Origin of the sequence: Sinobaca qinghaiensis (assembly GCF_003610495.1) — a bacterium.
GTDB classification, from domain to species: domain Bacteria; phylum Bacillota; class Bacilli; order Bacillales; family Marinococcaceae; genus Sinobaca; species Sinobaca qinghaiensis.
Map to the genome: position 1 here is coordinate 388,608 of NZ_RAPK01000007.1, position 20,596 is coordinate 409,203.

General features: G+C 43.2%; 19 protein-coding genes. 6 read left to right on the forward strand and 13 right to left on the reverse strand.

The window, feature by feature from the left end; all coding sequences use genetic code 11:
- Nucleotides 1–67: 67 nt before the first annotated feature.
- The 5 genes from lpdA to ATL39_RS06070 form a co-directional block, all read right to left on the reverse strand.
- Nucleotides 68–1,480 (reverse strand): dihydrolipoyl dehydrogenase, encoded by a 1,413-nt coding sequence (gene lpdA, locus ATL39_RS06050; RefSeq protein ID WP_120192397.1) that lies wholly within the window; start codon nt 1,478–1,480, stop codon nt 68–70.
- Between the two features lie 2 nt (nt 1,481–1,482).
- Nucleotides 1,483–2,808, reverse strand: coding sequence for a dihydrolipoamide acetyltransferase family protein (locus ATL39_RS06055; RefSeq protein ID WP_120192398.1), 1,326 nt, complete (start codon nt 2,806–2,808; stop codon nt 1,483–1,485).
- A gap of 115 nt (nt 2,809–2,923) precedes the next feature.
- Nucleotides 2,924–3,901, reverse strand: a complete 978-nt coding sequence (locus tag ATL39_RS06060; protein WP_120192399.1) for an alpha-ketoacid dehydrogenase subunit beta — start codon at nt 3,899–3,901, stop codon at nt 2,924–2,926.
- A gap of 3 nt (nt 3,902–3,904) precedes the next feature.
- Nucleotides 3,905–4,945 carry a pyruvate dehydrogenase (acetyl-transferring) E1 component subunit alpha gene (gene pdhA / locus ATL39_RS06065; RefSeq protein ID WP_120192651.1) on the reverse strand — a complete coding sequence of 347 codons (1,041 nt, stop codon included), beginning with the start codon at nt 4,943–4,945 and terminating at the stop codon, nt 3,905–3,907.
- A gap of 524 nt (nt 4,946–5,469) precedes the next feature.
- A complete protein-coding gene (locus ATL39_RS06070; RefSeq protein WP_120192400.1) occupies nt 5,470–6,120 on the reverse strand; it encodes a YkyA family protein in 651 nt (216 codons plus the stop codon).
- A gap of 266 nt (nt 6,121–6,386) precedes the next feature.
- Between ATL39_RS06070 and def the strand changes: the two genes are divergently transcribed.
- The 3 genes from def (at nt 6,387) to rnjA (ending at nt 9,181) form a co-directional block, all read left to right on the forward strand.
- Nucleotides 6,387–6,905 (forward strand): peptide deformylase, encoded by a 519-nt coding sequence (gene def / locus ATL39_RS06075; protein ID WP_120192401.1) that lies wholly within the window; start codon nt 6,387–6,389, stop codon nt 6,903–6,905.
- A 395-nt stretch (nt 6,906–7,300) separates the two neighbouring features.
- Nucleotides 7,301–7,510 carry a DNA-dependent RNA polymerase subunit epsilon gene (locus tag ATL39_RS06080; RefSeq protein ID WP_120192402.1) on the forward strand — a complete coding sequence of 70 codons (210 nt, stop codon included), beginning with the start codon at nt 7,301–7,303 and terminating at the stop codon, nt 7,508–7,510.
- Between the two features lie 3 nt (nt 7,511–7,513).
- Nucleotides 7,514–9,181 (forward strand): ribonuclease J1, encoded by a 1,668-nt coding sequence (gene rnjA / locus ATL39_RS06085; RefSeq protein WP_120192403.1) that lies wholly within the window; start codon nt 7,514–7,516, stop codon nt 9,179–9,181.
- Between the two features lie 102 nt (nt 9,182–9,283).
- Here the strand turns inward: rnjA and ATL39_RS06090 are convergent, their stop codons facing one another.
- Complete coding sequence (locus ATL39_RS06090) at nt 9,284–9,949, reverse strand: potassium channel family protein (RefSeq protein ID WP_120192404.1); 666 nt, start codon at nt 9,947–9,949, stop codon at nt 9,284–9,286.
- Nucleotides 9,950–10,088: 139 nt separating this feature from the next.
- A complete protein-coding gene (locus ATL39_RS06095) occupies nt 10,089–10,634 on the reverse strand; it encodes a peroxiredoxin (protein WP_120192405.1) in 546 nt (181 codons plus the stop codon).
- A gap of 180 nt (nt 10,635–10,814) precedes the next feature.
- Here ATL39_RS06095 and ATL39_RS06100 point away from each other — a divergent pair, with 180 nt between their 5' ends.
- Nucleotides 10,815–11,669, forward strand: coding sequence for a mechanosensitive ion channel family protein (locus ATL39_RS06100; RefSeq protein ID WP_120192406.1), 855 nt, complete (start codon nt 10,815–10,817; stop codon nt 11,667–11,669).
- Nucleotides 11,670–11,729: 60 nt separating this feature from the next.
- On the opposite strand, the gene ATL39_RS06105 is transcribed toward ATL39_RS06100, so the two are convergent.
- The 3 genes from ATL39_RS06105 to dapD form a co-directional block, all read right to left on the reverse strand.
- Nucleotides 11,730–12,833 carry an N-acetyldiaminopimelate deacetylase gene (locus ATL39_RS06105; RefSeq protein WP_120192652.1) on the reverse strand — a complete coding sequence of 368 codons (1,104 nt, stop codon included), beginning with the start codon at nt 12,831–12,833 and terminating at the stop codon, nt 11,730–11,732.
- Nucleotides 12,834–12,835: 2 nt separating this feature from the next.
- Nucleotides 12,836–14,047, reverse strand: a complete 1,212-nt coding sequence (locus ATL39_RS06110; protein ID WP_120192407.1) for an aspartate aminotransferase family protein — start codon at nt 14,045–14,047, stop codon at nt 12,836–12,838.
- Nucleotides 14,048–14,148: 101 nt separating this feature from the next.
- Nucleotides 14,149–14,871, reverse strand: coding sequence for a 2,3,4,5-tetrahydropyridine-2,6-dicarboxylate N-acetyltransferase (gene dapD / locus ATL39_RS06115; RefSeq protein ID WP_120192408.1), 723 nt, complete (start codon nt 14,869–14,871; stop codon nt 14,149–14,151).
- A 141-nt stretch (nt 14,872–15,012) separates the two neighbouring features.
- Between dapD and rraA the strand changes: the two genes are divergently transcribed.
- Nucleotides 15,013–15,492 carry a ribonuclease E activity regulator RraA gene (gene rraA, locus ATL39_RS06120; RefSeq protein WP_120192409.1) on the forward strand — a complete coding sequence of 160 codons (480 nt, stop codon included), beginning with the start codon at nt 15,013–15,015 and terminating at the stop codon, nt 15,490–15,492.
- 71 nt (nt 15,493–15,563) lie between these two features.
- On the opposite strand, the gene aceA is transcribed toward rraA, so the two are convergent.
- Entirely contained in the window at nt 15,564–16,856 is a 1,293-nt protein-coding gene (aceA, locus tag ATL39_RS06125) for an isocitrate lyase (protein ID WP_120192410.1), read from the reverse strand.
- Between the two features lie 186 nt (nt 16,857–17,042).
- A complete protein-coding gene (locus tag ATL39_RS06130; protein ID WP_120192411.1) occupies nt 17,043–18,257 on the reverse strand; it encodes an MFS transporter in 1,215 nt (404 codons plus the stop codon).
- Nucleotides 18,258–18,379: 122 nt separating this feature from the next.
- Here ATL39_RS06130 and ATL39_RS06135 point away from each other — a divergent pair, with 122 nt between their 5' ends.
- Complete coding sequence (locus ATL39_RS06135) at nt 18,380–19,252, forward strand: LysR family transcriptional regulator (RefSeq protein ID WP_120192412.1); 873 nt, start codon at nt 18,380–18,382, stop codon at nt 19,250–19,252.
- Between the two features lie 36 nt (nt 19,253–19,288).
- Here the strand turns inward: ATL39_RS06135 and ATL39_RS06140 are convergent, their stop codons facing one another.
- Complete coding sequence (locus tag ATL39_RS06140; RefSeq protein WP_211326974.1) at nt 19,289–20,434, reverse strand: mechanosensitive ion channel family protein; 1,146 nt, start codon at nt 20,432–20,434, stop codon at nt 19,289–19,291.
- Nucleotides 20,435–20,596: the final 162 nt, after the last annotated feature.

The window sequence follows — 20,596 nt, forward strand, 5'->3', positions numbered from 1 at the left end:
CTTCTTCCATCTTATTGAAATAAAAAAAGAGCGGCCTCTTAGGAAGAAGGCCGCTCTTTGACGCATTTTATTTAATGTGGATTGGTAATCCCAAAGCAACTTCTGCTGCTTCCATCGTAATTTCACCAAGAGTTGGGTGGGCGTGAATAGTCATTGCTACATCTTCAGCTGTCATACCAGCTTCGATAGCCAAACCAAGTTCTGCTACCATATCAGAAGCGTTAGGACCTGCGATTTGTGCACCGATCACTAATCCATCTTCTTTGCGGGTAATGAGCTTCATAAAGCCTTCTGAGTCGTTAAGAGAAAGTGCTCTTCCATTTGCCTGGAATGGGAATTTAGATGCTTTAGCATCATAGCCCGCTTCTTTCGCTTCGTCCTCAGTATAGCCGACGCTTGCAAGTTCAGGCTCTGTAAAGGCTACAAGAGGGATAGCAAGATAGTCAATAGCCGATGCTTCACCGGAAATTGCTTCTGCTGCTACTTTACCTTCATAAGAAGCTTTATGAGCAAGTGCAGGACCATCTACAATATCTCCGATAGCATAGATATTATCTAAGCTTGTACGGGACTGCTTGTCGATTTTAATAAGCCCTCTGTCCGTCATATCTACACCGATCTGCTCCAGACCGAGTTCTTCCGTGTTTGGTCTGCGGCCTACAGATACAAGAACATAGTCTGCTTCAAACGTTTTTTCTTCGCCTTTAACTTCAGCTGTAAGCTTAACGCTTTTTTTCGTTTCTTTAACAGATTGAGCAAATGCCTCTGTTTCTACCGTTACACCATTCTTTTTCAGGCGGCGGTCAACCAATTGGCTCATCTGCTTTTCAAATCCGCCAAGAATCCGCTTTTCACCTTCAAGAATAGTTACTTCAGAACCAAGGTTTGCATAGGCTGTAGCAAGCTCGACACCAATATATCCTCCACCGACAACAACCAGCTTTTTAGGAATTTCTTCAAGCTGCAGGGCGCCTGTGGAATTGATCACACGGTCCGTGTACTTAAGAGTCGGAATCTCAATTGGTCTTGAACCAGTAGCGATAATGCAGTTTTTAAACTTGTACGTCTGTGAGTTGTATTCATCAGAAGAAACCTTAACCTGATTTTTATCAGAAAAGTATGCTTCTCCCTGTACGATGTTAACTTTATTACCTTTAAGAAGCCCTTCAACGCCGCCGGTCAGCTTTTTCACAACGCCGGCTTTCCATTCCTGGACTTTCGAAAAATCTACTGTTGCTTTTTCTGTAGCAATTCCCATATCTTCGCTTCCATGCTGTGCATCATGGAAACGGTGACCGGCCTGAATAAGCGCTTTAGATGGAATGCATCCGACGTTAAGGCAGACACCGCCTATTTCGCCTTTTTCTACGATTGTTACTTTTTGTCCAAGCTGGGCTGCACGGATTGCCGCGACATAGCCCCCTGGACCAGAACCTACTATCAGTGTATCTACTTCTTCTGCGAAATCTCCTACTACCATTCTTATCCCTCCATGATGATTAGTTCTGGATCATTCAATAGACGCTTCACGTGGTTCAATGCGCTTTGAGCTGTTACGCCGTCCACTAGTCTGTGGTCATAGCTTAATGAAAGAGCAAGCATTGGTGCGGCTACAATTTCCCCATCGCGTACAACTGCTTTTTCTTCAATACGGCCAATACCAAGGATTGCTACTTCCGGGTGATTAATAACTGGAGTAAACCAGAGACCCTGAGCAGATCCTACGTTGGAAATAGTGCTTGTTCCGCCTCTCATTTCATCAGAGCTGAGCTTGCCGTCGCGGGCTTTTACAGCCAGCTCATTAATTTCATCAGCAAGCATGAAAATTGATTTACGATCAGCATCTTTTACTACAGGAACAACAAGTCCTTGCTCCGTATCTGCAGCAATACCTATATTATAATAGTTTTTGTAAACAATTTCTTGGTTTTCGTCATCAATTGATGCATTTAATGAAGGATATGCTCTTAAAGCTGAAGTAAGTGCTTTAACGACATATGGCAGATACGTAAGTTTTGTTCCTTTATCTGCAGCAATCGGCTTGAATTTTTTACGGTTTGCTACAAGGTTTGTTACATCAATTTCATCCATATGCGTTACGTGAGGAGCGGTGTGCTTAGAATTAACCATTGCCTTGGCAATTGCTTTTCTAATACCTTTCATCGGTACACGCTCTTCAAGTTCCGTTGTGTTCTGGGAAACAGGAGCTTTAGAAGCAGATTTGCTTTCTTCTTTTGCGTCAGCAGAATCTGATGATGCTTCCTCAGTTTCCTGTCCGCCGCTCAAGTAGGACTCAATATCTTCTTTTAACACTCGTCCGTTTTTGCCGCTTCCGCTGACTTTACGGATGTTAACATCTTTTTCTCTGGCGAACTTACGTACAGATGGCATTGCGATTACTCTGGAGTCATCATCCTCTGTATCTTCAGCAGCCGGCTTTTCAGATGGCTGTTCATCAGGCTGTTTTTCTGTTTCGTCTGCAGGATTTTCTGCGTTTTGTTCTTCACCTGATTTACTTTTATCTTCTTTTGGCTCTTCTTTCGGCGCTTCTTCTGAAGGTGCATCTTCACTGCCATCATCTATAACGAGAATGACTTCACCTACAGTAGTTGTAACACCTTCATCTACCCTTACTTCTTTAACCGTGCCGTCAACTGAAGAAGGAATCTCTACTACAGCTTTATCGTTTTGCACTTCAACAAGGATATCGTCTTCTTTAATGGTGTCTCCTACTTTGACGAACCATTTAACGATTTCGCCTTCATGGATACCTTCACCAATATCTGGTAATTTAAATTCGAAAGCCACTATAATTGCCTCCCTTTCTGCTACCTATCATTTTTTATATAAAGGATAAAAGAGACTGAAAAAGGAAACCTTGTTTCTGATTTCTTTTTCAGCCTGCTTTCTTGAATTGCTTTATTTAGAAGTTTATAACTGCTTTTACGCGCTCTTTAACATCTGTTTCATTAGGCAGCCACACATCTTCTGCTGCTGCAAATGGAAAGACAGTGTCCGGAGCTGTAACACGAAGAACAGGCGCTTCCAAATGAAGAATAGCTTCATCTGTAATAGCAGCTGCTACGCTTGCTGCGATACCAGCCATTTTCTGCGCTTCCTGAACAACAACGGCACGGTTTGTTTTCTTCACGGACTCAAGAATAGTCTCTATATCAATAGGGCTGATCGTGCGAAGGTCAATAACTTCCGCTTCAATGCCTTCTTCTGATAGTTCTTCCGCTGCTTTGAGTGAAGTGTGAACCATGGCACCGTAAGCGATAAGCGTTACATCTTTACCTTCACGCTTTACGTCTGCTTTATCAAGATCAATAGTGTATTCTTCCTCTGGTACTTCCTCACGGAAAGAACGATAAAGCTTCATGTGCTCAAGAAAAACAACCGGGTCGTTATTACGGATAGAAGAAATAAGAAGACCTTTTGCATCATAAGGAGTGGACGGAATAACTACACGTACGCCGGGCGATTGCGCAATTAAGCCTTCAAGGCTGTCCGCGTGAAGCTCAGGTGTTTTAACCCCGCCTCCAAATGGAGAGCGGATCGTTACCGGCATGTTATAATGCCCGCCTGAACGATAGCGCATTCTTGCCATCTGTCCTACTACTGCATCCATTGTTTCGAATACGAAACCGAAAAACTGAATTTCCATAACAGGACGGAAGCCTGTAAGGCCAAGACCGATTGAAAGCCCGCCGATTCCTGACTCTGCAAGTGGTGTGTCGAATACGCGTTCTTCGCCGAATTCATCCTGCAGTCCTTCTGTTGCTCTAAATACTCCACCGTTTTTACCGACATCTTCGCCGAAAACTAAGACATTTTCGTCGTTTTTCAGCTCCGTACGCATCGCATCGGTAATAGCCTGAATCATTGTCATTTGCGCCATAGCTTACTTCGACTCCTTCTCTTTATATTCGTCCATCTGCTGCTGCAGATTTACTGGAAGCTCTTCAAACATGTTGCCGATTAAATCTGTTACTTTTTGAGGAGCAACTTCGTCTGTTTCTTTAATTGCTGCTTTGATTTCTTCTTTAGCTTTTTCAACTACTTTGTTTTCTTCTTCTTCAGACCAGAGCTTTTTGCTTTCAAGGTATTTACGGAAACGAACGATTGGATCCTTCTTTTCCCATTCACTGTCAAGCTCGGACGTTCTATATCTTGTTGGGTCATCACCGGCCATCGTGTGCGGTCCATATCTGTACGTTAATGTTTCAATAAGGGTAGGTGTACCTTCTAATGCGTTTTTACGGGCTTCTTTAGTTGCCGCATAAACTGCAAGAACGTCCATTCCATCTACCTGAATTCCATTAATTCCTGCTGCCACTGCTTTTTGGGCAATAGTCTTTGCAGCAGACTGCTCTTCAACGGGAACAGAAATGGCAAAGTAGTTGTTCTGCACAACAAAAATAGCCGGGGCTTTATATGCGCCTGCAAAGTTCATACCTTCATAGAAGTCACCCTGCGAGGCACCGCCGTCACCGGTATACGTAATAGCGACATTGTCCTTGCCTCTGCGTTTCAATCCAAGTGCTACGCCGGCTGTCTGAATAATCTGTGCTCCAATAATAATCTGGGGCATAACAAGATTAAGTCCTTCTGCCATCTGGCCGCCTTTGAAATGGCCGCGGGAGAAAAGAAATGCCTGATGAAGTGACATACCATGCCATACCATCTGTGGAATATCCCGGTAACCCGGCAGAATCCAGTCTTCTTTATCCAGGCTGAACTGAGAACCTAGCATAGACGCTTCCTGTCCGGCTACCGGTGCATAAAATCCAAGTCTTCCCTGTCTATTAAGGGAAATTGCACGCTGATCCCATATTCTTGTATAAACCATTCTTCTCATTAGTTCCTGAAGCTCTTCATCTGATAAATCCGGAAGAGCATCTTTGTTTACTATCTTGCCTTCTTCATTGAGGATTTGGAACATTTCAAACTGCTCTTCAATATTTTTCAGTGTTTTTTCAGCCACTGCAGTCACCTCTACCTTCCTAATTGTTCGATTATTTTCTATTAAAACAATTTCCTCTTCATTCCAAACAGGCAGCCAGCATTAAAGCCCGTGTCCAGTCAGATACGTTAACTCTAAACTTACTACCCTGATTCGGAGAAAAAATAACCTGTTATTGCATTTATCATTTTGCGGAAACTGTCTCATTAGAAAAGAAATAAAGATTATAACAATAAAGCTATATTGTTAGAATATACTATATTAAAAAGGTTAGTCAATCCTTTTTAACTAAAGGCTTTTCAGCATAATTTATGTTTATGCGGATTGAATCTTTATGTAAACTGTTATATAGCATTTCCTTCCCCGACACTAACAGCTTTTCCGATTAAGAGGAGAATATTCTTTTTTAGGTGTTAATACAGATAAGCAACACCCCTGCCCATCTGTCTTCCCTTATTTTTCTAAAGAAAAAACCTGAATGAATAATCCATTCAGGTTACTATTCATTCCTGTTCAATACCGGCTGCTTCATAAAGAGAAGTTTTTGCTTCATTATACTGGTCGGTATACGTGTTAAACTGCTCCTGTTCATCTGCCACAATTGTGTAGGACTCGTTAACCTTGTCAATCTGATTTTGAAGCTCATCTATAGTAAGGTTTTCGTTCGTTAGAGCCTCGTACAATTCTTTATCTCGATCAATACCTTCTGCATAAGCTTCGTTGAGGTTCTGATAGGCATTGTAGCGTCCTTCCATTGACTCCTGTGCCGATTGAAGCTCTGAGCTGAGATCCGCTTCTGCCTCTTCCCCGCTTTCGATGCCCTGCTGAAATTCTTCATAAGAACTTTCAATACTTTCTTTTTCCGTTTCCAGGTGACTTTCCCGCTCTTCAGCCAGGCTGACTGCCTCTTCTGACTGCGATTCAATTTCGTCCATTTCTTCGACAGAAAGCTCCTGCATGGAAGCAAACAGGCTTTGTTCTTCTTCATGAAGATCCATCATTGGCTGCTGCTGTTCTGCAAATTCTTCCTCTGCTTCTGCAGCCCCTTCCAGACTATTCTGCATCTGTTCCTCGGGACTTCCTCCACATCCTCCTAATAATAATGCTGCGCCTATAGCCGTGTACGTGATCGCTGTTTTTTTATGTATGGGCATGTTTGTTCCTTTCTATTCTTAAAATTCCTTCTATTTGTTCATCATATAGGAAAAAAATAGGGAAATCAATAAACTGGAGGTACAAACACCTGCTTCTATTATTCCTTTCACATTTCTTCCTATATTACTGTTTGGATAATTATTCTTCGGAATGATTTTTCTTTTGTAATAGCACCTGTTTTGCTATACTATTTTATAGACAAAATCAGCGAGTCATCTTCATTCATTTTGATTCGATGAAGCAGATTATGCAGGAGGCACATATAATGATAACAATGAATGACATTGTCCGTGAAGGACACCCTGCTCTACGTAAAATCTCAGAGCCTGTGCAGCTGCCCTTATCAGCTGAGGACAAAAAAACACTGGAGGACATGCTTGAATTTCTTCAAAATTCACAGGACGATGATATAGCAGAAAAGTACGACCTGCGTTCTGGAGTAGGTATTGCGGCTCCTCAATTAGGAATTAATAAACGAATGTTTGCACTGCATCTTACAGATGATAAGGATAAATTGTACAGCTACGGCCTGGTTAATCCAAAAATAGTCAGTCATTCTGTAGAACTCAATCATTTAGAGGGCGGCGAAGGCTGCCTGTCTGTAGATAGAGAAATAGAAGGGGAAGTCCCCCGCTATTCACGCGTTACTATTGAAGGATACACGATGGATAATGAGAAAATCCGCCTGCGCCTCAGAGGCCTTCCTTCTATTGCTTTTCAGCACGAGCTTGACCATCTTGACGGTATTATGTTTTATGACAGAATTGAAGAAGAATCCAATTAACCGAGTCCCCCCTTTCATTTCTGCCTTGCAGCTTTATTAATTTGCCGGGGAGTAGATGAGAGGAGGGATTTTTGTTTTAAAGCTTTAGCATACTAAAGATCGGTCCCCGTCCTTTAGATAGCTTCGTCTATTGAAAAAAAGCTGTAAATCGATTACAATTTGAGAATCGAGTGTTTTATCAAAGTGGACTGTCCGCCCGTTCCGCTTTGCGTATAAATATTTGAAGCCCTTTTCTTAATTTATATTATGAAATCCTATGCTTATTTCTTGATGTTTTTTTCGGATGCACAAGAAACGAGGTCCTTAATTTTTCTTATCCGGTACATGAAGTAATAACGGGGTTCACGCATCCTGCTTAATAGAAAATCACCCAATACAAAGGAGAGACTATACCTATGATTTACAAAGTATTATATCAAAAGGATTCAACGGAAATAGCTGTTCGCGAAAACACAGAGTCTATGTATATAGAAGCAGATTCAGAAATGGACGTTAGAATAAAACTAAAAGACCGTCCATACAATATTGAATTTGTTCAGCCTGTATCAGAAGCTCTTCTTGCTTTTGAAAAACAAAAAGAAGACTTCAAAGTGGAGAACATCTAAAATATGAAACAACTACAAAACGACCAGGTAGCTGTATTTGCCCTTGGAGGACTTGGGGAAATCGGCAAAAATACGTATGCAATTGAATATAAAGAAGAAATTATTGTTATTGATGCAGGGATTATGTTTCCCGAGGATGAACTTCTGGGTATCGATTATGTTATCCCGGATTACACATACCTTGTTCGAAACCAGCATAAGATAAAGGGCTTATTTATTACGCACGGACACGAAGATCACATCGGCGGCATTCCTTATTTTCTTCGCGAGATGAACATTCCCGTTTACGGCGGGCAGCTTGCTCTGGGCCTTCTGAAAAGAAAGCTTGAGGAACATGGTCTGCTCCGTAAAACGAAGCTGCATGTTATTAAGGAAGAAGATGTGATCAGCTTTGCGAATCTTTCTATTTCATTTTTCAAAACAACGCACAGCATTCCCGATTCTCTCGGTGTTGTTGTAAACACACCTGAAGGGAATATTGTTCATACTGGTGACTTCAAATTTGATTTCACTCCGGTAAGCCAGCCTGCGAACCTTTCCAAAATGGCCCAGATCGGGGATGAAGGAGTATTGTGCCTTCTTTCTGACAGTACAAACAGTGAAGTTCCGGGATTCAGCATGTCGGAGAGAACGGTAAGCAAGAGTATTGATAAAATATTCCAGAATGCAGAAGGACGGGTTATATTCGCCACCTTCGCTTCCAATATTTACCGTCTCCAGCAGGCTGTAAACGCTGCTGTTCATCACGGCAGAAAAATAGCAGTATTCGGCCGAAGCATGGATAATGCTATTACGATCGGCCAGGAGCTTGGCTATATTAAAGCACCTAAAGACACATTCATTGAACCGGGCCAGCTGAACCGGATGCCTGATAATGAAACAGCTATACTATGCACGGGAAGCCAGGGTGAACCAATGGCCGCTTTATCGAGAATTGCCCATGGCACCCACCGGCAGATCCAGATTATTCCCGGGGATACCATTGTTTTCTCAAGCTCCCCTATTCCGGGTAACAATTTATCCGTAAATAAAATTATTAATCAGCTTCTTAAAGCCGGTGCTAAAGTAATTCACGGCTCATTAAACAACATTCATACTTCCGGCCACGGCGCTCAGGAAGAACAGAAGCTGATGCTCCGCCTGATGAAACCAAAATATTTCATGCCTATTCACGGAGAATACCGGATGCTGAAAATGCATACGAAGCTCGCAGAGGATTGTGACATTCCGTTGGATCGTTCCTTTGTAATGGAAATAGGTGAAGTGCTTGGTTTGAAAAAGGATTCCGCCTCTATTGTAGGGAAAATCCCGTCCGGCTCTGTTTACGTTGACGGTAACGGAATCGGTGATATAGGAAATATCGTTCTGCGGGACCGCCGCATTCTCTCTGAAGAAGGGCTCGTCGTAGTTGTCGTGAGTATTGATATGAAAAACTTCACGGTTTCCGCCGGTCCGGATATTATTTCCAGAGGCTTCGTTTATATGAGGGAATCCAGTGATATGATCAACGATGCTCAGAAGATGCTTTCCACTCATTTAGATGAAGTTATGAAACGTAAAACAAAGCAGTGGGCTGAAATCAAAAATGAAATTATTGACCAGCTTTCTCCTTATTTATACGAAAAGACAAAACGTAAGCCTATGATTCTTCCTATTATTATGGAAGTTTAATAAAAAGGAGTTTCCATTTAAAAATGGAAACTCCTTTTTTGTCTGTCAGGAAAACCGGCCATTTATGAAACCAGTCCATCAGCCCGTACAATTTGATAGTTTTTAATTTTCATCAATCCAGTAGGATTCGAGCCGGCTGATATCGGCATCAGCGCCTATAATAATTAAAATATCCCCTTCATAGAGCTTCACTTCCGGTTCAGGAGAGACAGTCAATTCTTCATTTCGTTTGATAGCCAGAATATTACAACCATAAGTTGACCTGACGTCCAGGTCAACTATCGTTTTTCCATCAATAGTCGGTCCCGCTGCCAGCTCTACTATGCTGTGTTCATCCGACAGCTCAAGATAATCAAGAACGTTATCCGATACAACGTTATGGGCAATGCGAATACCCATATCTCTTTCCGGATGAACAATCTCATGGGCACCAATTCGGTTGAGCACTGTTTCATGATAGTCATTTTGTGCTTTTACGGTAATATGCTTCACTTTCATTTCATCTAAAATAAGGGTTGTTAAAATGCTTGCCTGGATATTATCTCCGATCGCTACAACCACGTGGTCAAAATTTCGTATCCCAAGACTTTTTAATGCTTTTTCATCTGTACTGTCCGCGATAACCGCCTGTGTGGCAATAGAGGCGAATTCATTTACCTTTTCTTCATCCTGGTCAATAGCCAGTACGTCCATTCCTTCATTCATCAGTGACTTGCAGATGCTGCCGCCGAACCGGCCAAGTCCGATAACCGCAAATTGCTTTTTCATGCCTTTTCCTCCACTCTTCATTTAAACCGGTTGTTTCTCTTTAATTTTACATGAAAAAGCACACGAAATGAAGATTTCGTGTACCGCTGCCCGTTTATTTTATGCTTTTCTCTATACTAGAACGGGGCATCGCTTTTATTTAAAGGGTTTCCTGACCGGGCTGCCAGTTGGCCGGACACAATCCGCCTGTCTGAAGAGCCTGAAGCACGCGCAGCGTTTCATCTACATCACGTCCGATATTATTATGATTAACCGCAGAATACATCAGTTCACCTTCCGGGCTGATAATAAATAATCCGCGCAGCGCTATTCCTTCATCTTCAATTAGTACGCCGTAATCACGAGATACTCTATGATTCGTATCTGCTGCCAGCGGATAGTTAAGACCGCCCAGTCCATTATCGTCCCGTGAGGTATTAATCCAGGCTTTATGTGCATGTATAGTATCTGTAGAGACGCCGATTACTTCTGTATCCAGTTCTTTAAATTCATCAAATTGATCGCTCACTGATGTGATTTCTGTAGGGCATATTACAGTAAAGTCCATCGGGTAGAAAAACAATACCGTCCATAGATCATTTTTCATATTCTCTTCGAGACTTACTGTGCCGAACTCTTTGTTTGGCATGACAGCATCCATTTTAAATCCTGGTGCCTGCATACCTACCATTCGTTTTTCAGTCATACAGTGTTCCACTCCTTGTGTACTGCTTTTCACGTATTTAATTGTAATATGGAGCTGTTTTGAAAGTCAAACAGAGTACACCAGCCTTTATGGCAATTATGTTTTTTCAACATCCTTAACGTATGGTATACTCTTTATCGTGCTTTATTCTAATAGACAATAAAGAGAGGAGATCCGTTTATGCCGGGTTTTATTGACGAAACAATTCTTACTGGAATTTTAAGCGCCGCCCTTATGGTGGTTATCCAAATTATCTTAGCTGTTGTAGGCTACTTTATTGCAAGAGCCGTGGGAAAGCGGATCATTACACGTGGGTTTTCCAAAATGCAGGAAAAACGAAACATGCATCCCGGAAGAGTAAAAACTATTTCCAAGCTGCTCGTTAACGTTTTTTCCTACGTACTTATTTTTGTGCTGATTACTATTATTTTAGGTATTTTTAACCTGCCAATTGCTTCATTGATTGCAGGCGCAGGTGTTGTAGGACTGGCAGTCGGTTTCGGTGCGCAGGGCCTCGTAAGCGACGTTGTAACGGGAGTTTTTCTGCTAATTGAAAAGCAGATTGACGTTGATGATTATATTTCCGTGGCAGGCCTGGACGGCGTAGTAGAAGAAATCGGTCTCCGCACCACTCAGATCAGAAGCTTTGACGGAGTTCTTCACTTTATTCCCAACAGAGAAATTATTACGGTCAGCAACTATTCCAGAGGAAACATGCAGGCACTTATCGATATAGGCATTTCGTATAATGATGATATTGATAAAGCAATTTCGGTTCTACAGGAAGCGTGTAACAAAGTAGCGTCTGTTCATCCTGAAATTGTAGAAGGACCTGATGTCGTTGGTGTTCAGTCACTCGGAGATTCTGAAGTAGTGCTTCGTATTATCGGAAAAACAGAAAATATGATGCAGTGGGCTATGCAGCGTGAGATTTTAAAAGCCTGCAAAGAAGCTCTCGAGGAAAACGGAATAGAAATACCATTTCCACACCAAGTGTATATTGATAAACACGAGCCCGCTCCTGTTAACAAATAAAAGCAGTGATCGACAATCCGAAAAAAAACGGCGTCTCTTATAAAAGAGAGCCGTTTTTTATTATCTGCTTTTTAGAAAATCAGTCATAAATTCAACAGCGGTATTCATTGCTTCTTCTTTAGGCTCCAGCCGCGAATCATGGAGGCCGTATGGGGTATCAACACCAAGCCAGAACATCAATCCCGGCACTTCGCGCAGGAAGTAGCCGAAATCCTCTCCGGTCATCGCTTCCCCGCTCTCCACATAGGTTACACCTCCATGCTGTTGTGCAAATTCCCGAAAAGAAGCGGCGATCTCATGATTATTGTATACCTGACAGTAGTTGGCGCCCCAGTCAATTTCTGCTTCGCAGTCGAAAGCTGTTTCTATACCGGCAGTGAGCTGCCTGATTCTTGTTTTCACTTTCTGCATGCTTTCTTCCGAGAGCGTGCGGATGGTCCCTTCCAGTCTGGAAGCTTCAGCAATGATATTCTGCTTCGTGCCGCCGGTTATTTTTCCGATTGTTACAACGGCAGCATCAAGCGGATCTACATTTCTTGCTACAACGGATTGAATCTGCGTAACAAGGTGGCTGGCAGCGACAACCATGTCATTGGCCAGATGCGGCCTGGCTGCATGACCTCCCGTACCTTTTAAGTCAATAAACAGTTCTGACGTATTCGCAAATAAAAGACCAGGTTTGGAAGCCACTTCCCCCACCTTCCGCTCCGGAGCCACATGAAGGGCATATATTTCATCCGGTTTCCATTCCAGAAACGGTGCGGCATCGAGCATTGGCTCTGCACCACCCGGGCCCTCTTCAGCCGGCTGAAAAATAAACAGCAGATTTTCTTTAGGCTGTTCCTGAGAGAAAGTGTGGACAAGCCCCAGCGCAATAGACATATGAAGATCATGTCCGCACGCATGCATCATTCCCGGATGAAGAGAGGGAAACGAGTAGGTCGTGTTTTCCTCTATAGGTAGTCCGTCCATATCTGTGCGGTACGCTACGTTTTTAACGGGGGCTGAGCCATGGATAAATAAAAAAATGCCGGTATGCCATGTTTTCCACTCCATGTAATCCGCTTTCCATAAAGCAATTTTATCGAGAAGATATTGCTGTGTTTTCCATTCTTTAAATCCTGGTTCCGGTATTTGATGAAGCTCCCGGCGGATAGTAGTCATATTCACACGGATGCCTCCTGACGCCTGGATATTAGTTCTTCTTTAAAAGCCTGGATAAAACTATCTGCTTCTTCTTTCTGCAGAGTCAGCGGTGGCAGCAGACGAATAATTGTCTGCTGGGCTATATTAACCATAAATCCCCGGTGCAGCAGCGCCTCCTGAATGCTTTTCACTTTCTCTGCATCGGCATCAAGCTTTACCCCGAGCATCATTCCCAATCCCCTGATTTCCTCTATTTCGGTTTTCAGCTCAAGCTGAAGGCCTTCGAGCTGCTGTCTGAAATAATCTGCTCTCTGCCTGCCCTCTTTTAATCCATTCTGTTCAAATAAAACGTCCATGACAGCATTCCCAAGAGCTGCACTCAGCGGGGAAGGTCCGAAAGTAGTGCCATGATCACCGGGCGCGAATTTATTTTTCAGCTTGTCGCCCGCAATAATACCCCCTAATGGCAGACCTCCTCCAATTCCTTTAGCAAATAAGATCATATCGGGTATGACGCCAGCCTGTTGATATGCAAAAAACGTTCCGGTTCGTCCGATTCCCGTTTGAATTTCGTCTATACAAAAAAGAACATTGTGTTTTCTGCAGAGCGCTTCCGCTCCCTGGAGAAAATCTGTGGACAACGGCGTAATGCCGCCTGATCCTAAGATAGGTTCTGCCAGGAAAGCGGCCGGCTTTTCTTTTACCATTACTGATTCAAGCTGTTCCAAATCCTCCGGCACTGTTTCAAATACAGGATAATCCGCAGCCGGAAAGTCCTGATAAATACCAGGCTGTCTTGTCAGCTTTACTACACCAAGTGTTCTACCATGAAAGCTTTTTTCCAGTACAACAATTCCACGTTTCTCTTCTTTCTGTTCTTTTTTCCATTTGTGCACGAGCTTTACCGCGGCCTCTGTCGCTTCTGCTCCTGAATTAGCAAAAAATACTTTTCCGGGAATCGACTGTTCTATCATCCGTTCAGCCAGCTCGATCGCCGGCTGATTTAAAAATATGTTGGAGATATGGAGAAATTTCTCCGATTGTTCGCCCAGTTTTTTTAAAAGATAGGGATGGGAGTGGCCGAGCAGGTTCACGGCCAGTCCTGTAAATAAATCCAAATAAGCTTTCCCTTCCGTATCGTATAAGTAATTGCCTTCCCCTTTTTCCACTGCTATCGGAAGTCTCTGGTATGTAGACATGATAGCGTTCTGATCTCGTTCCATCCAGTTCATGTGCTCTTATCCTTTCTCTCTTCTATGATCTTTACATTATAATATAAAAAAGCCGCCCGGCTAAATAATTTCCACCGGACGGCCTAAAAGAATATGCTGTTTTAGTTATCGTCGTTAAGACGGCGGAGCTCCTGCTTAATTTCTGTTTTACCTTTTGTTTTCTCATCAATCTCTTTAATCACACGGGCCGGCGTGCCGGCTACTACCGTATTTGGGGGAACATCTTCAGTTACGATAGCTCCTGCTGCTACTACAGCACCTTCGCCTACCGTTACTCCTTCAAGAATCACGCAGTTTGCACCTACTACTACTCCGTCCTGTACGATAACAGGCTGGGCGGAAGGCGGCTCAATAACGCCGGCAAGTACAGATCCTGCGCCAATGTGGCAGTTCTTTCCTACTGTTGCTCTGCCTCCCATGACAACGTTCATATCTATCATTGTGCCTTCTCCAACAACGGAACCGATATTAATGGAAGCACCCATCATAATAACTGCACCTTTACCGATTTCCACCTGATCACGGATAATCGCTCCCGGCTCAATACGTGCTTCAATTGCTTTTGTATCTAAAAGGGGTATAGCAGAATTGCGGCGGTCGCTTTCTACTACATAATCTGTAATTTTATCTTTGTTATCATTAATGCCTTTTTCAATGTCGCTCCATTCCCCGAAAAGAACACCTGTATTCCCTTCGATAAAGCGTTTTGTTTCATTTCCAAAACCGATCGCATCCAGGTCTCCCTGAATATAGACTTTTACCGGTGTGGATTTTTTGCTTTCTGAAATAAAAGCAATGATTTCATTTGCATCCATTTGTTTCATCAACGTATCCTCCTTAGAATCTTAACAATCTCCTACATAGAGTATCATATCAAGCCTTTGAAGGAAACCGTTGCGTATGGAAAGGATTTTTTTAATACATATCGAAGTATTACAGAGATGACTAAAAAAGGAAGTGATACGATGGGGTTCACAGCTGACATTTGTGATGATTATTCAGATGTAGTAAAAGTAGCCGATCCATTATTTAAACGATACGGGCAGAAAACCCATTTTTCCGGACCTGCAGCCACAGTACGCGTATTCGAAGACAATGTGCTTGTCAAAAAAGCGCTTCAGGAAATATCGGAAGGCTCCGTATTAGTGGTCGACGGCGGCGGGTCTTCCCGCTGTGCCCTGATGGGAGATAATTTAGCAGAAATTGCTGTGGAGCGGAAGCTTGCGGGCGTGATCGTGTATGGATGCATCCGCGATTCTGATGAAATAGCCAATATGGACGTCGGAATTTTTGCTCTTGGAACAAACCCGATTAAATCAGTAAAAAAAGGAATTGGCGATGCCAATATTCCAGTGGTATTTGCCTCCGTTAAATGGCAGCCCGGCGAATGGGTGTATGCTGATAACGATGGAATTCTTCTTTCACCAGATAAATTGGATGTGTAATTGCTCAGCGTTCATTCATCAAAAAAGCCAGCTCTCTACTAGTAGAGGCTGGCTTTTTCGGTTTGAACGTTCTATGATTTTGTTTTCTGGAACTGCGCCGTCTCTGTAGAACCTTTAAGTGCTGTAGTAGAAGACGTTCCACCGGTAATTACCTGGGCTACTTCATCAAAATAGCCGGTACCAACTTCCCGCTGGTGGCGCGTTGCCGTATAGCCTTTTGCTTCACTGGCAAACTCTGCCTGCTGCAGTTCAGAATAGGCTCCCATTCCACGCGTTTTGTAGCCTTTAGCCAGTTCAAACATGCTGTGGTTCAACGCATGGAATCCGGCAAGCGTAACAAACTGGAACTTATACCCCATCTTTGCAATTTCCTGCTGGAAGGTTTCAATCGTTTCATCATCGAGGTTTGCTTTCCAGTTAAATGAAGGAGAGCAGTTATAGGCAAGCATTTTTCCCGGGAACTTCTCATGAATGGCATCAGCAAATTTCCTGGCTTCCTCGAGATTCGGCTTGGATGTCTCGCACCAGATCAGATCGGCAAACGGAGCGTAGGCCAAGCCTCTTGCAATTGCCTGATCAATACCAGGCTTTGTACGGTAAAAGCCCTCAGCTGTGCGTTCACCGGTTATGAACTCCTGATCGTAGGGATCAATGTCGCTTGTTATAAGATCGGCTGCATCCGCATCTGTTCTGGCAAGAATAATGGTTTTCGTTCCGCTTACATCTGCTGCAAGACGGGCGGATATTAAATTACGTACGGCATTCTGCGTAGGAAGCAGAACTTTTCCACCAAGATGCCCGCATTTCTTTTCTGAAGCAAGCTGATCCTCAAAGTGTACACCGGAAGCACCTGATTCAATCATGCTCTTCATTAGTTCAAATACGTTCAGCTGACCGCCAAAGCCTGCCTCTGCATCGGCTACAATAGGGGCGAAGAAGTCCGTATCCCCCTCCTGCTCCATATGCTGGATCTGATCTGCACGCTGCAGCGCCTGATTAATACGCTGTACTACGCTTGGTACACTGTTTGCCGGATACAGGCTTTGATCGGGATACATTTGTCCGGCAAGGTTGGCGTCTGCTGCCACCTGCCAGCCGCTTAAATAAATCGCTTTCAAACCTGCTTTCACCTGCTGTACAGCCTGATTTCCTGTTAACGCACCCAGAGAGTTTACATATGGCTCTTCATGAAGAAGTTTCCACAGCTTTTCCGATCCCCGCTTTGCTAAAGTATGCTCGATTTCAATAGATCCTCTTAATTTAATTACATCTTCCGCACTATAAGGCCTTTCAATGCCTTCCCACCTGCTGTCTTCTTTCCACTGCTGCTCGAGCTTCTTTGCATCTTCTTGAATAGATCCCATTTTTATCTCTCCCTTACGATTACTGTTTTATAACAGTTAATTTAATATGTTTTTATATTATAACAGTATTTTCGTTTTTGCAACCCCTTACATTGATTTTTTTCTAAAAAAGTTAGAACAGTATCTTTTTTCGTGAACTGTTACATAACAAAAGCCGAACCCATAACGGGTTCGGCTTTATTCCGGTTAATTTGTTACAAATACAGAAGAAGCTGCCTTTTGTTCAGCTCTGTCGATCCTGCGCAGGCTGAGCGTACAGCTCAATGTAATAATCAGTACAGCAGCTGCGCCTGTAACCACGCCCGGCCATCCAAATGAAGGCCAGAGCCAGCCAAAATAGACACTGCTTAATCCTCCTCCCAAATAATAACTGGTCAAATACAGGCCTGAGGCACTGGCTTTTGCCTGCACAGCATGCCTTGTCACCCAGGAACTGGAGCTCGAATGGACAAAGAAAAAACCAAAGCTTAATGTAAGCAGCGCTATTAATATAACCGGAAAAGAAGGAACGCTTGTCAGCACAATCCCTATTGCCATTAAAGCGATTCCAATCAGCATGCAGCTTGTCTGATTCCATACCTGCGCCATCTTTCCGGCCAGCGTCGAGCTGAAGGTGCCCGCCCCGTATGTTAGAAAAAGCAGACCGAGTATAGTAGCTGATACAAAGAACGGCTCCCCATTTAAAAGATACGTAATAAAGTTAAATACGCCAATAAATACGAAAAAATGCAGCCCGCCGATAATATAGGCCAGTGCCATTTTTTTATCCTTCAGATGCATCCAGTTGTTCTGCAGCGTGGTTTTAAAATGGAATGGTTTCGCTGTAAACTGGGTGGATTCCGGAAGCATAAACCAGACAAAAATCCCAATGCCTACGCTCACTCCGGCCATTATTATAAAAGCCAGCTGCCAATCCGACGCATCTGCAATAATGCCGCTTGCCACCCGGCCGCTCATCCCTCCGAAACTGTTTGCGCTAATATAAATCCCCACTGCTACTGTCATAGCTTTTTTGGAATATTCTTCGCTGAGATATGCCATAGCCGCTACCGGTATACCGGCTAAAGCAGCTGCCTGAAACACCCGGGCTGCCATCAGCCAGCCAAAACTCGGCGCCATGCTGATAAGAATGGTGCCCGCAATACCAAGTATCATGGATATAAATAAAATATTTCGTCTGCCAAAGGCATCAGAGAGGGCGCTGTATACAAAAAAAGTAATACCCAGCACAATCAACGGAATGGAAATAATCAGGCTCGAGGCAACTTCAGATACTTGAAACTCTTCACTGAGCATAGGCAGAAGCGGCTGCGGATAATATAAGTTCGCAAATATTAAAAAAGAAGCGGCTCCGAGTGCCGTAGTAGCTTTCCAAAATGAGGCTGTTTTTGCTTCAATCATGGCATATATCCTTCTTTCCATCACACTTTCTTTTATATTTTTATGCTATCATGAGCATATTGATAAATAAAATATATAATAAACATAATAACTATGCTTTTTTGTTATGAAAGGAGATTGTTATGGAAAGCAGAGCCCTTGAATACTTCCGGGAAGTAGCTGTCTGCCGGAGTTTCACAAAAGCCGCTGCTTCTCTTCGTATTGCACAGCCCGCCGTCAGCCGTGCGGTCCGTCAGCTTGAAGAAGAGCTTGGCGTACGCCTTCTTATCCGTGACAAAAGACAGATCCGCCTGACAAAAGCTGGTGAAAAGCTGTATGGACATGCCATTGATATGCACCGCCTGCTTACAAAAGCAAAAAGCGATGTTCTTAATATGCAGGATCTTACTCAGGGAGAAGTTGAAATAGGACTGCCGTCGATGGCCGGTTCTTATTATTTTCCCGACCAGATTACGCGTTTTCTGAAAGCCTACCCCGGCCTGTCTGTTTCCATATACGAAGCAGGCACTTCTGCTATTGAAGAAGCTATCATAAATGGGGAAATCGAGCTTGGCACCATCGTCACAGATGAAGGACGAAAATCATCCAGCCAGTTAACGATTCATCCTTTTTTGGCGACACAGATGGTTGCTGTCGTTCCTCTCGATCACCCTTTTGCCTCCAGAACTTCCGTCTCCCATGAAGAAGTGGCGGAAGAACCGCTCATCTTATTTAAAGAAGGATATTATCAGAGGAAAGTTGTCGATCAAATCAGCGAAAAAGCCGGTCGTCCCGTTCACCTCGCATTCGAAACAAATCAACTTTCCATGGCAAAATCACTGACGGAACGCGGTCTTGGTATTACAATTTTTTTGGAAATGGTCATTCAGGATGATGAAAAGCTGGCAGGCGTTCCTTTAGATCCTCCCGTATGGCTGACGCTTGCTCTTGCCCATCGCCAAAAAGAATCTTTATCCCCTGCCAACAAAGCGTTTCTGCAGTTTCTCCTTGCTTAAATAATAAAACCCCGGCCTGCACAGCCGGGGTTTCGATTATTTGTTTGAATGTTCTGCATGTCTTGTTTTTTCTGCAATTTCCTGTTTAATCGAATCAGGCCAGGCCTGCGCTGGAGCATTTTCAATATATACCGATTCGGAAGGAAATGCGATGTCTACTCCTTCTTCCTCCAAAATCTCCATTACTTCAAAATTGATTTCCTCTTTTGTTTCAAACCAATCCACCCAGCCTGTAGCTTTCGTAAAGAAATACACGAAAATATCGAGGGAAGAAGAGTTAAACTCGCTGAATCGCACAATGATCAGGTCTTTATCGATTTTATCATTTTCCTGAAGCGTGTCTTCAATTCGTTCTACTACACGCTGCACGTCTGCTTTAGGCGTTTCGTATTTCACACCTACATTAAAGGTTATCTGACGCTTTCCCATTTCCGACCAGTTTGTTATCGCTTCATGGGCCAGCGTTTTATTAGGCACAATGACGAGGGAGTCCTCGAAGGTGCGGATTTTTGTACTCCGGAAATTGATATCTTCTACAAATCCCTCGACAGTGGCCGAAGCAATCCAGTCTCCTTTTTTAAAAGGACGCTCTGTGACAATAATAATACCTCCGAGAAAGTTACTGAGCGTTTCCTGAGCCGCAAGCGCAAATGCCAGGCCGCCCAGACCCAGTCCGGCAATTAATCCATTAATATCGTAATCCCACTCATGAGCGATAATTGTAATAGTTAAAGCCAGAATCACAAAACGAACAATACGGGAGAGAAATGGCAGCAGCATGCTGTCCTCCCCATCATCCATCTTGCTGGAAAGCTTATAGAACATGGAAGAAGAAGCTGCTGTGAAATTAAAAAGCCCCCATCCCATTACAATAATAATAGACGTGCGGTAAAACCGGGTTACAATACCCATATAGTCCCCTTGAATCGGGAGAGAGAGCAATGCTAAATACAAACCAAGTATCGCAAAGAAAAATCGAAGCGGTTTTTCAAACGCAATAATCACGTTGGTAAACACATCAGTCGGTGTCTTTTTCGCTATTCGAATCAGCAGTCGGAAAATATATGTCGTCAAATATCGTCTTAAGAAGAATATGAGAAAAAATATTAATATAGCAAATCCTATATCAATCCACGGCAGGTTTATGAAAAACTCCTGCGTTCTCATCCAAAAATCTATCATAGGTACCCTCCGGATGTTATTTACTGTTGAACAAAACACATCTTACCACATCGTCCGAAGATTCTCTAGTTCTTCCTATGAAAGACCAGAAAAGCTTATTTGTCCCATTATAATAGGCGGGTCTGGGATAAATAACTGGACAATCGGGCTTTTTAGATCAGC

What these genes read in the sequence shown, in the direction of transcription:
- ATL39_RS06130 (WP_120192411.1), bottom strand. Translation starts at nt 18,257, where the DNA reads ATGATTGAAGCAAAAACAGCCTCATTTTGGAAAGCTACTACGGCACTC.
- ATL39_RS06090 (WP_120192404.1), bottom strand. Translation starts at nt 9,949, where the DNA reads ATGAAAAAGCAATTTGCGGTTATCGGACTTGGCCGGTTCGGCGGCAGC.
- rraA (WP_120192409.1), top strand. Translation starts at nt 15,013, where the DNA reads ATGGGGTTCACAGCTGACATTTGTGATGATTATTCAGATGTAGTAAAA.
- ATL39_RS06135 (WP_120192412.1), top strand. Translation starts at nt 18,380, where the DNA reads ATGGAAAGCAGAGCCCTTGAATACTTCCGGGAAGTAGCTGTCTGCCGG.
- ATL39_RS06080 (WP_120192402.1), top strand. Translation starts at nt 7,301, where the DNA reads ATGATTTACAAAGTATTATATCAAAAGGATTCAACGGAAATAGCTGTT.
- ATL39_RS06110 (WP_120192407.1), bottom strand. Translation starts at nt 14,047, where the DNA reads ATGAACTGGATGGAACGAGATCAGAACGCTATCATGTCTACATACCAG.
- ATL39_RS06060 (WP_120192399.1), bottom strand. Translation starts at nt 3,901, where the DNA reads ATGGCGCAAATGACAATGATTCAGGCTATTACCGATGCGATGCGTACG.
- dapD (WP_120192408.1), bottom strand. Translation starts at nt 14,871, where the DNA reads ATGAAACAAATGGATGCAAATGAAATCATTGCTTTTATTTCAGAAAGC.
- lpdA (WP_120192397.1), bottom strand. Translation starts at nt 1,480, where the DNA reads ATGGTAGTAGGAGATTTCGCAGAAGAAGTAGATACACTGATAGTAGGT.
- ATL39_RS06095 (WP_120192405.1), bottom strand. Translation starts at nt 10,634, where the DNA reads ATGACTGAAAAACGAATGGTAGGTATGCAGGCACCAGGATTTAAAATG.
- ATL39_RS06100 (WP_120192406.1), top strand. Translation starts at nt 10,815, where the DNA reads ATGCCGGGTTTTATTGACGAAACAATTCTTACTGGAATTTTAAGCGCC.
- ATL39_RS06140 (WP_211326974.1), bottom strand. Translation starts at nt 20,434, where the DNA reads ATGATAGATTTTTGGATGAGAACGCAGGAGTTTTTCATAAACCTGCCG.
- pdhA (WP_120192651.1), bottom strand. Translation starts at nt 4,945, where the DNA reads ATGTTCCAAATCCTCAATGAAGAAGGCAAGATAGTAAACAAAGATGCT.
- aceA (WP_120192410.1), bottom strand. Translation starts at nt 16,856, where the DNA reads ATGGGATCTATTCAAGAAGATGCAAAGAAGCTCGAGCAGCAGTGGAAA.
- ATL39_RS06070 (WP_120192400.1), bottom strand. Translation starts at nt 6,120, where the DNA reads ATGCCCATACATAAAAAAACAGCGATCACGTACACGGCTATAGGCGCA.
- rnjA (WP_120192403.1), top strand. Translation starts at nt 7,514, where the DNA reads ATGAAACAACTACAAAACGACCAGGTAGCTGTATTTGCCCTTGGAGGA.
- def (WP_120192401.1), top strand. Translation starts at nt 6,387, where the DNA reads ATGATAACAATGAATGACATTGTCCGTGAAGGACACCCTGCTCTACGT.
- ATL39_RS06105 (WP_120192652.1), bottom strand. Translation starts at nt 12,833, where the DNA reads ATGACTACTATCCGCCGGGAGCTTCATCAAATACCGGAACCAGGATTT.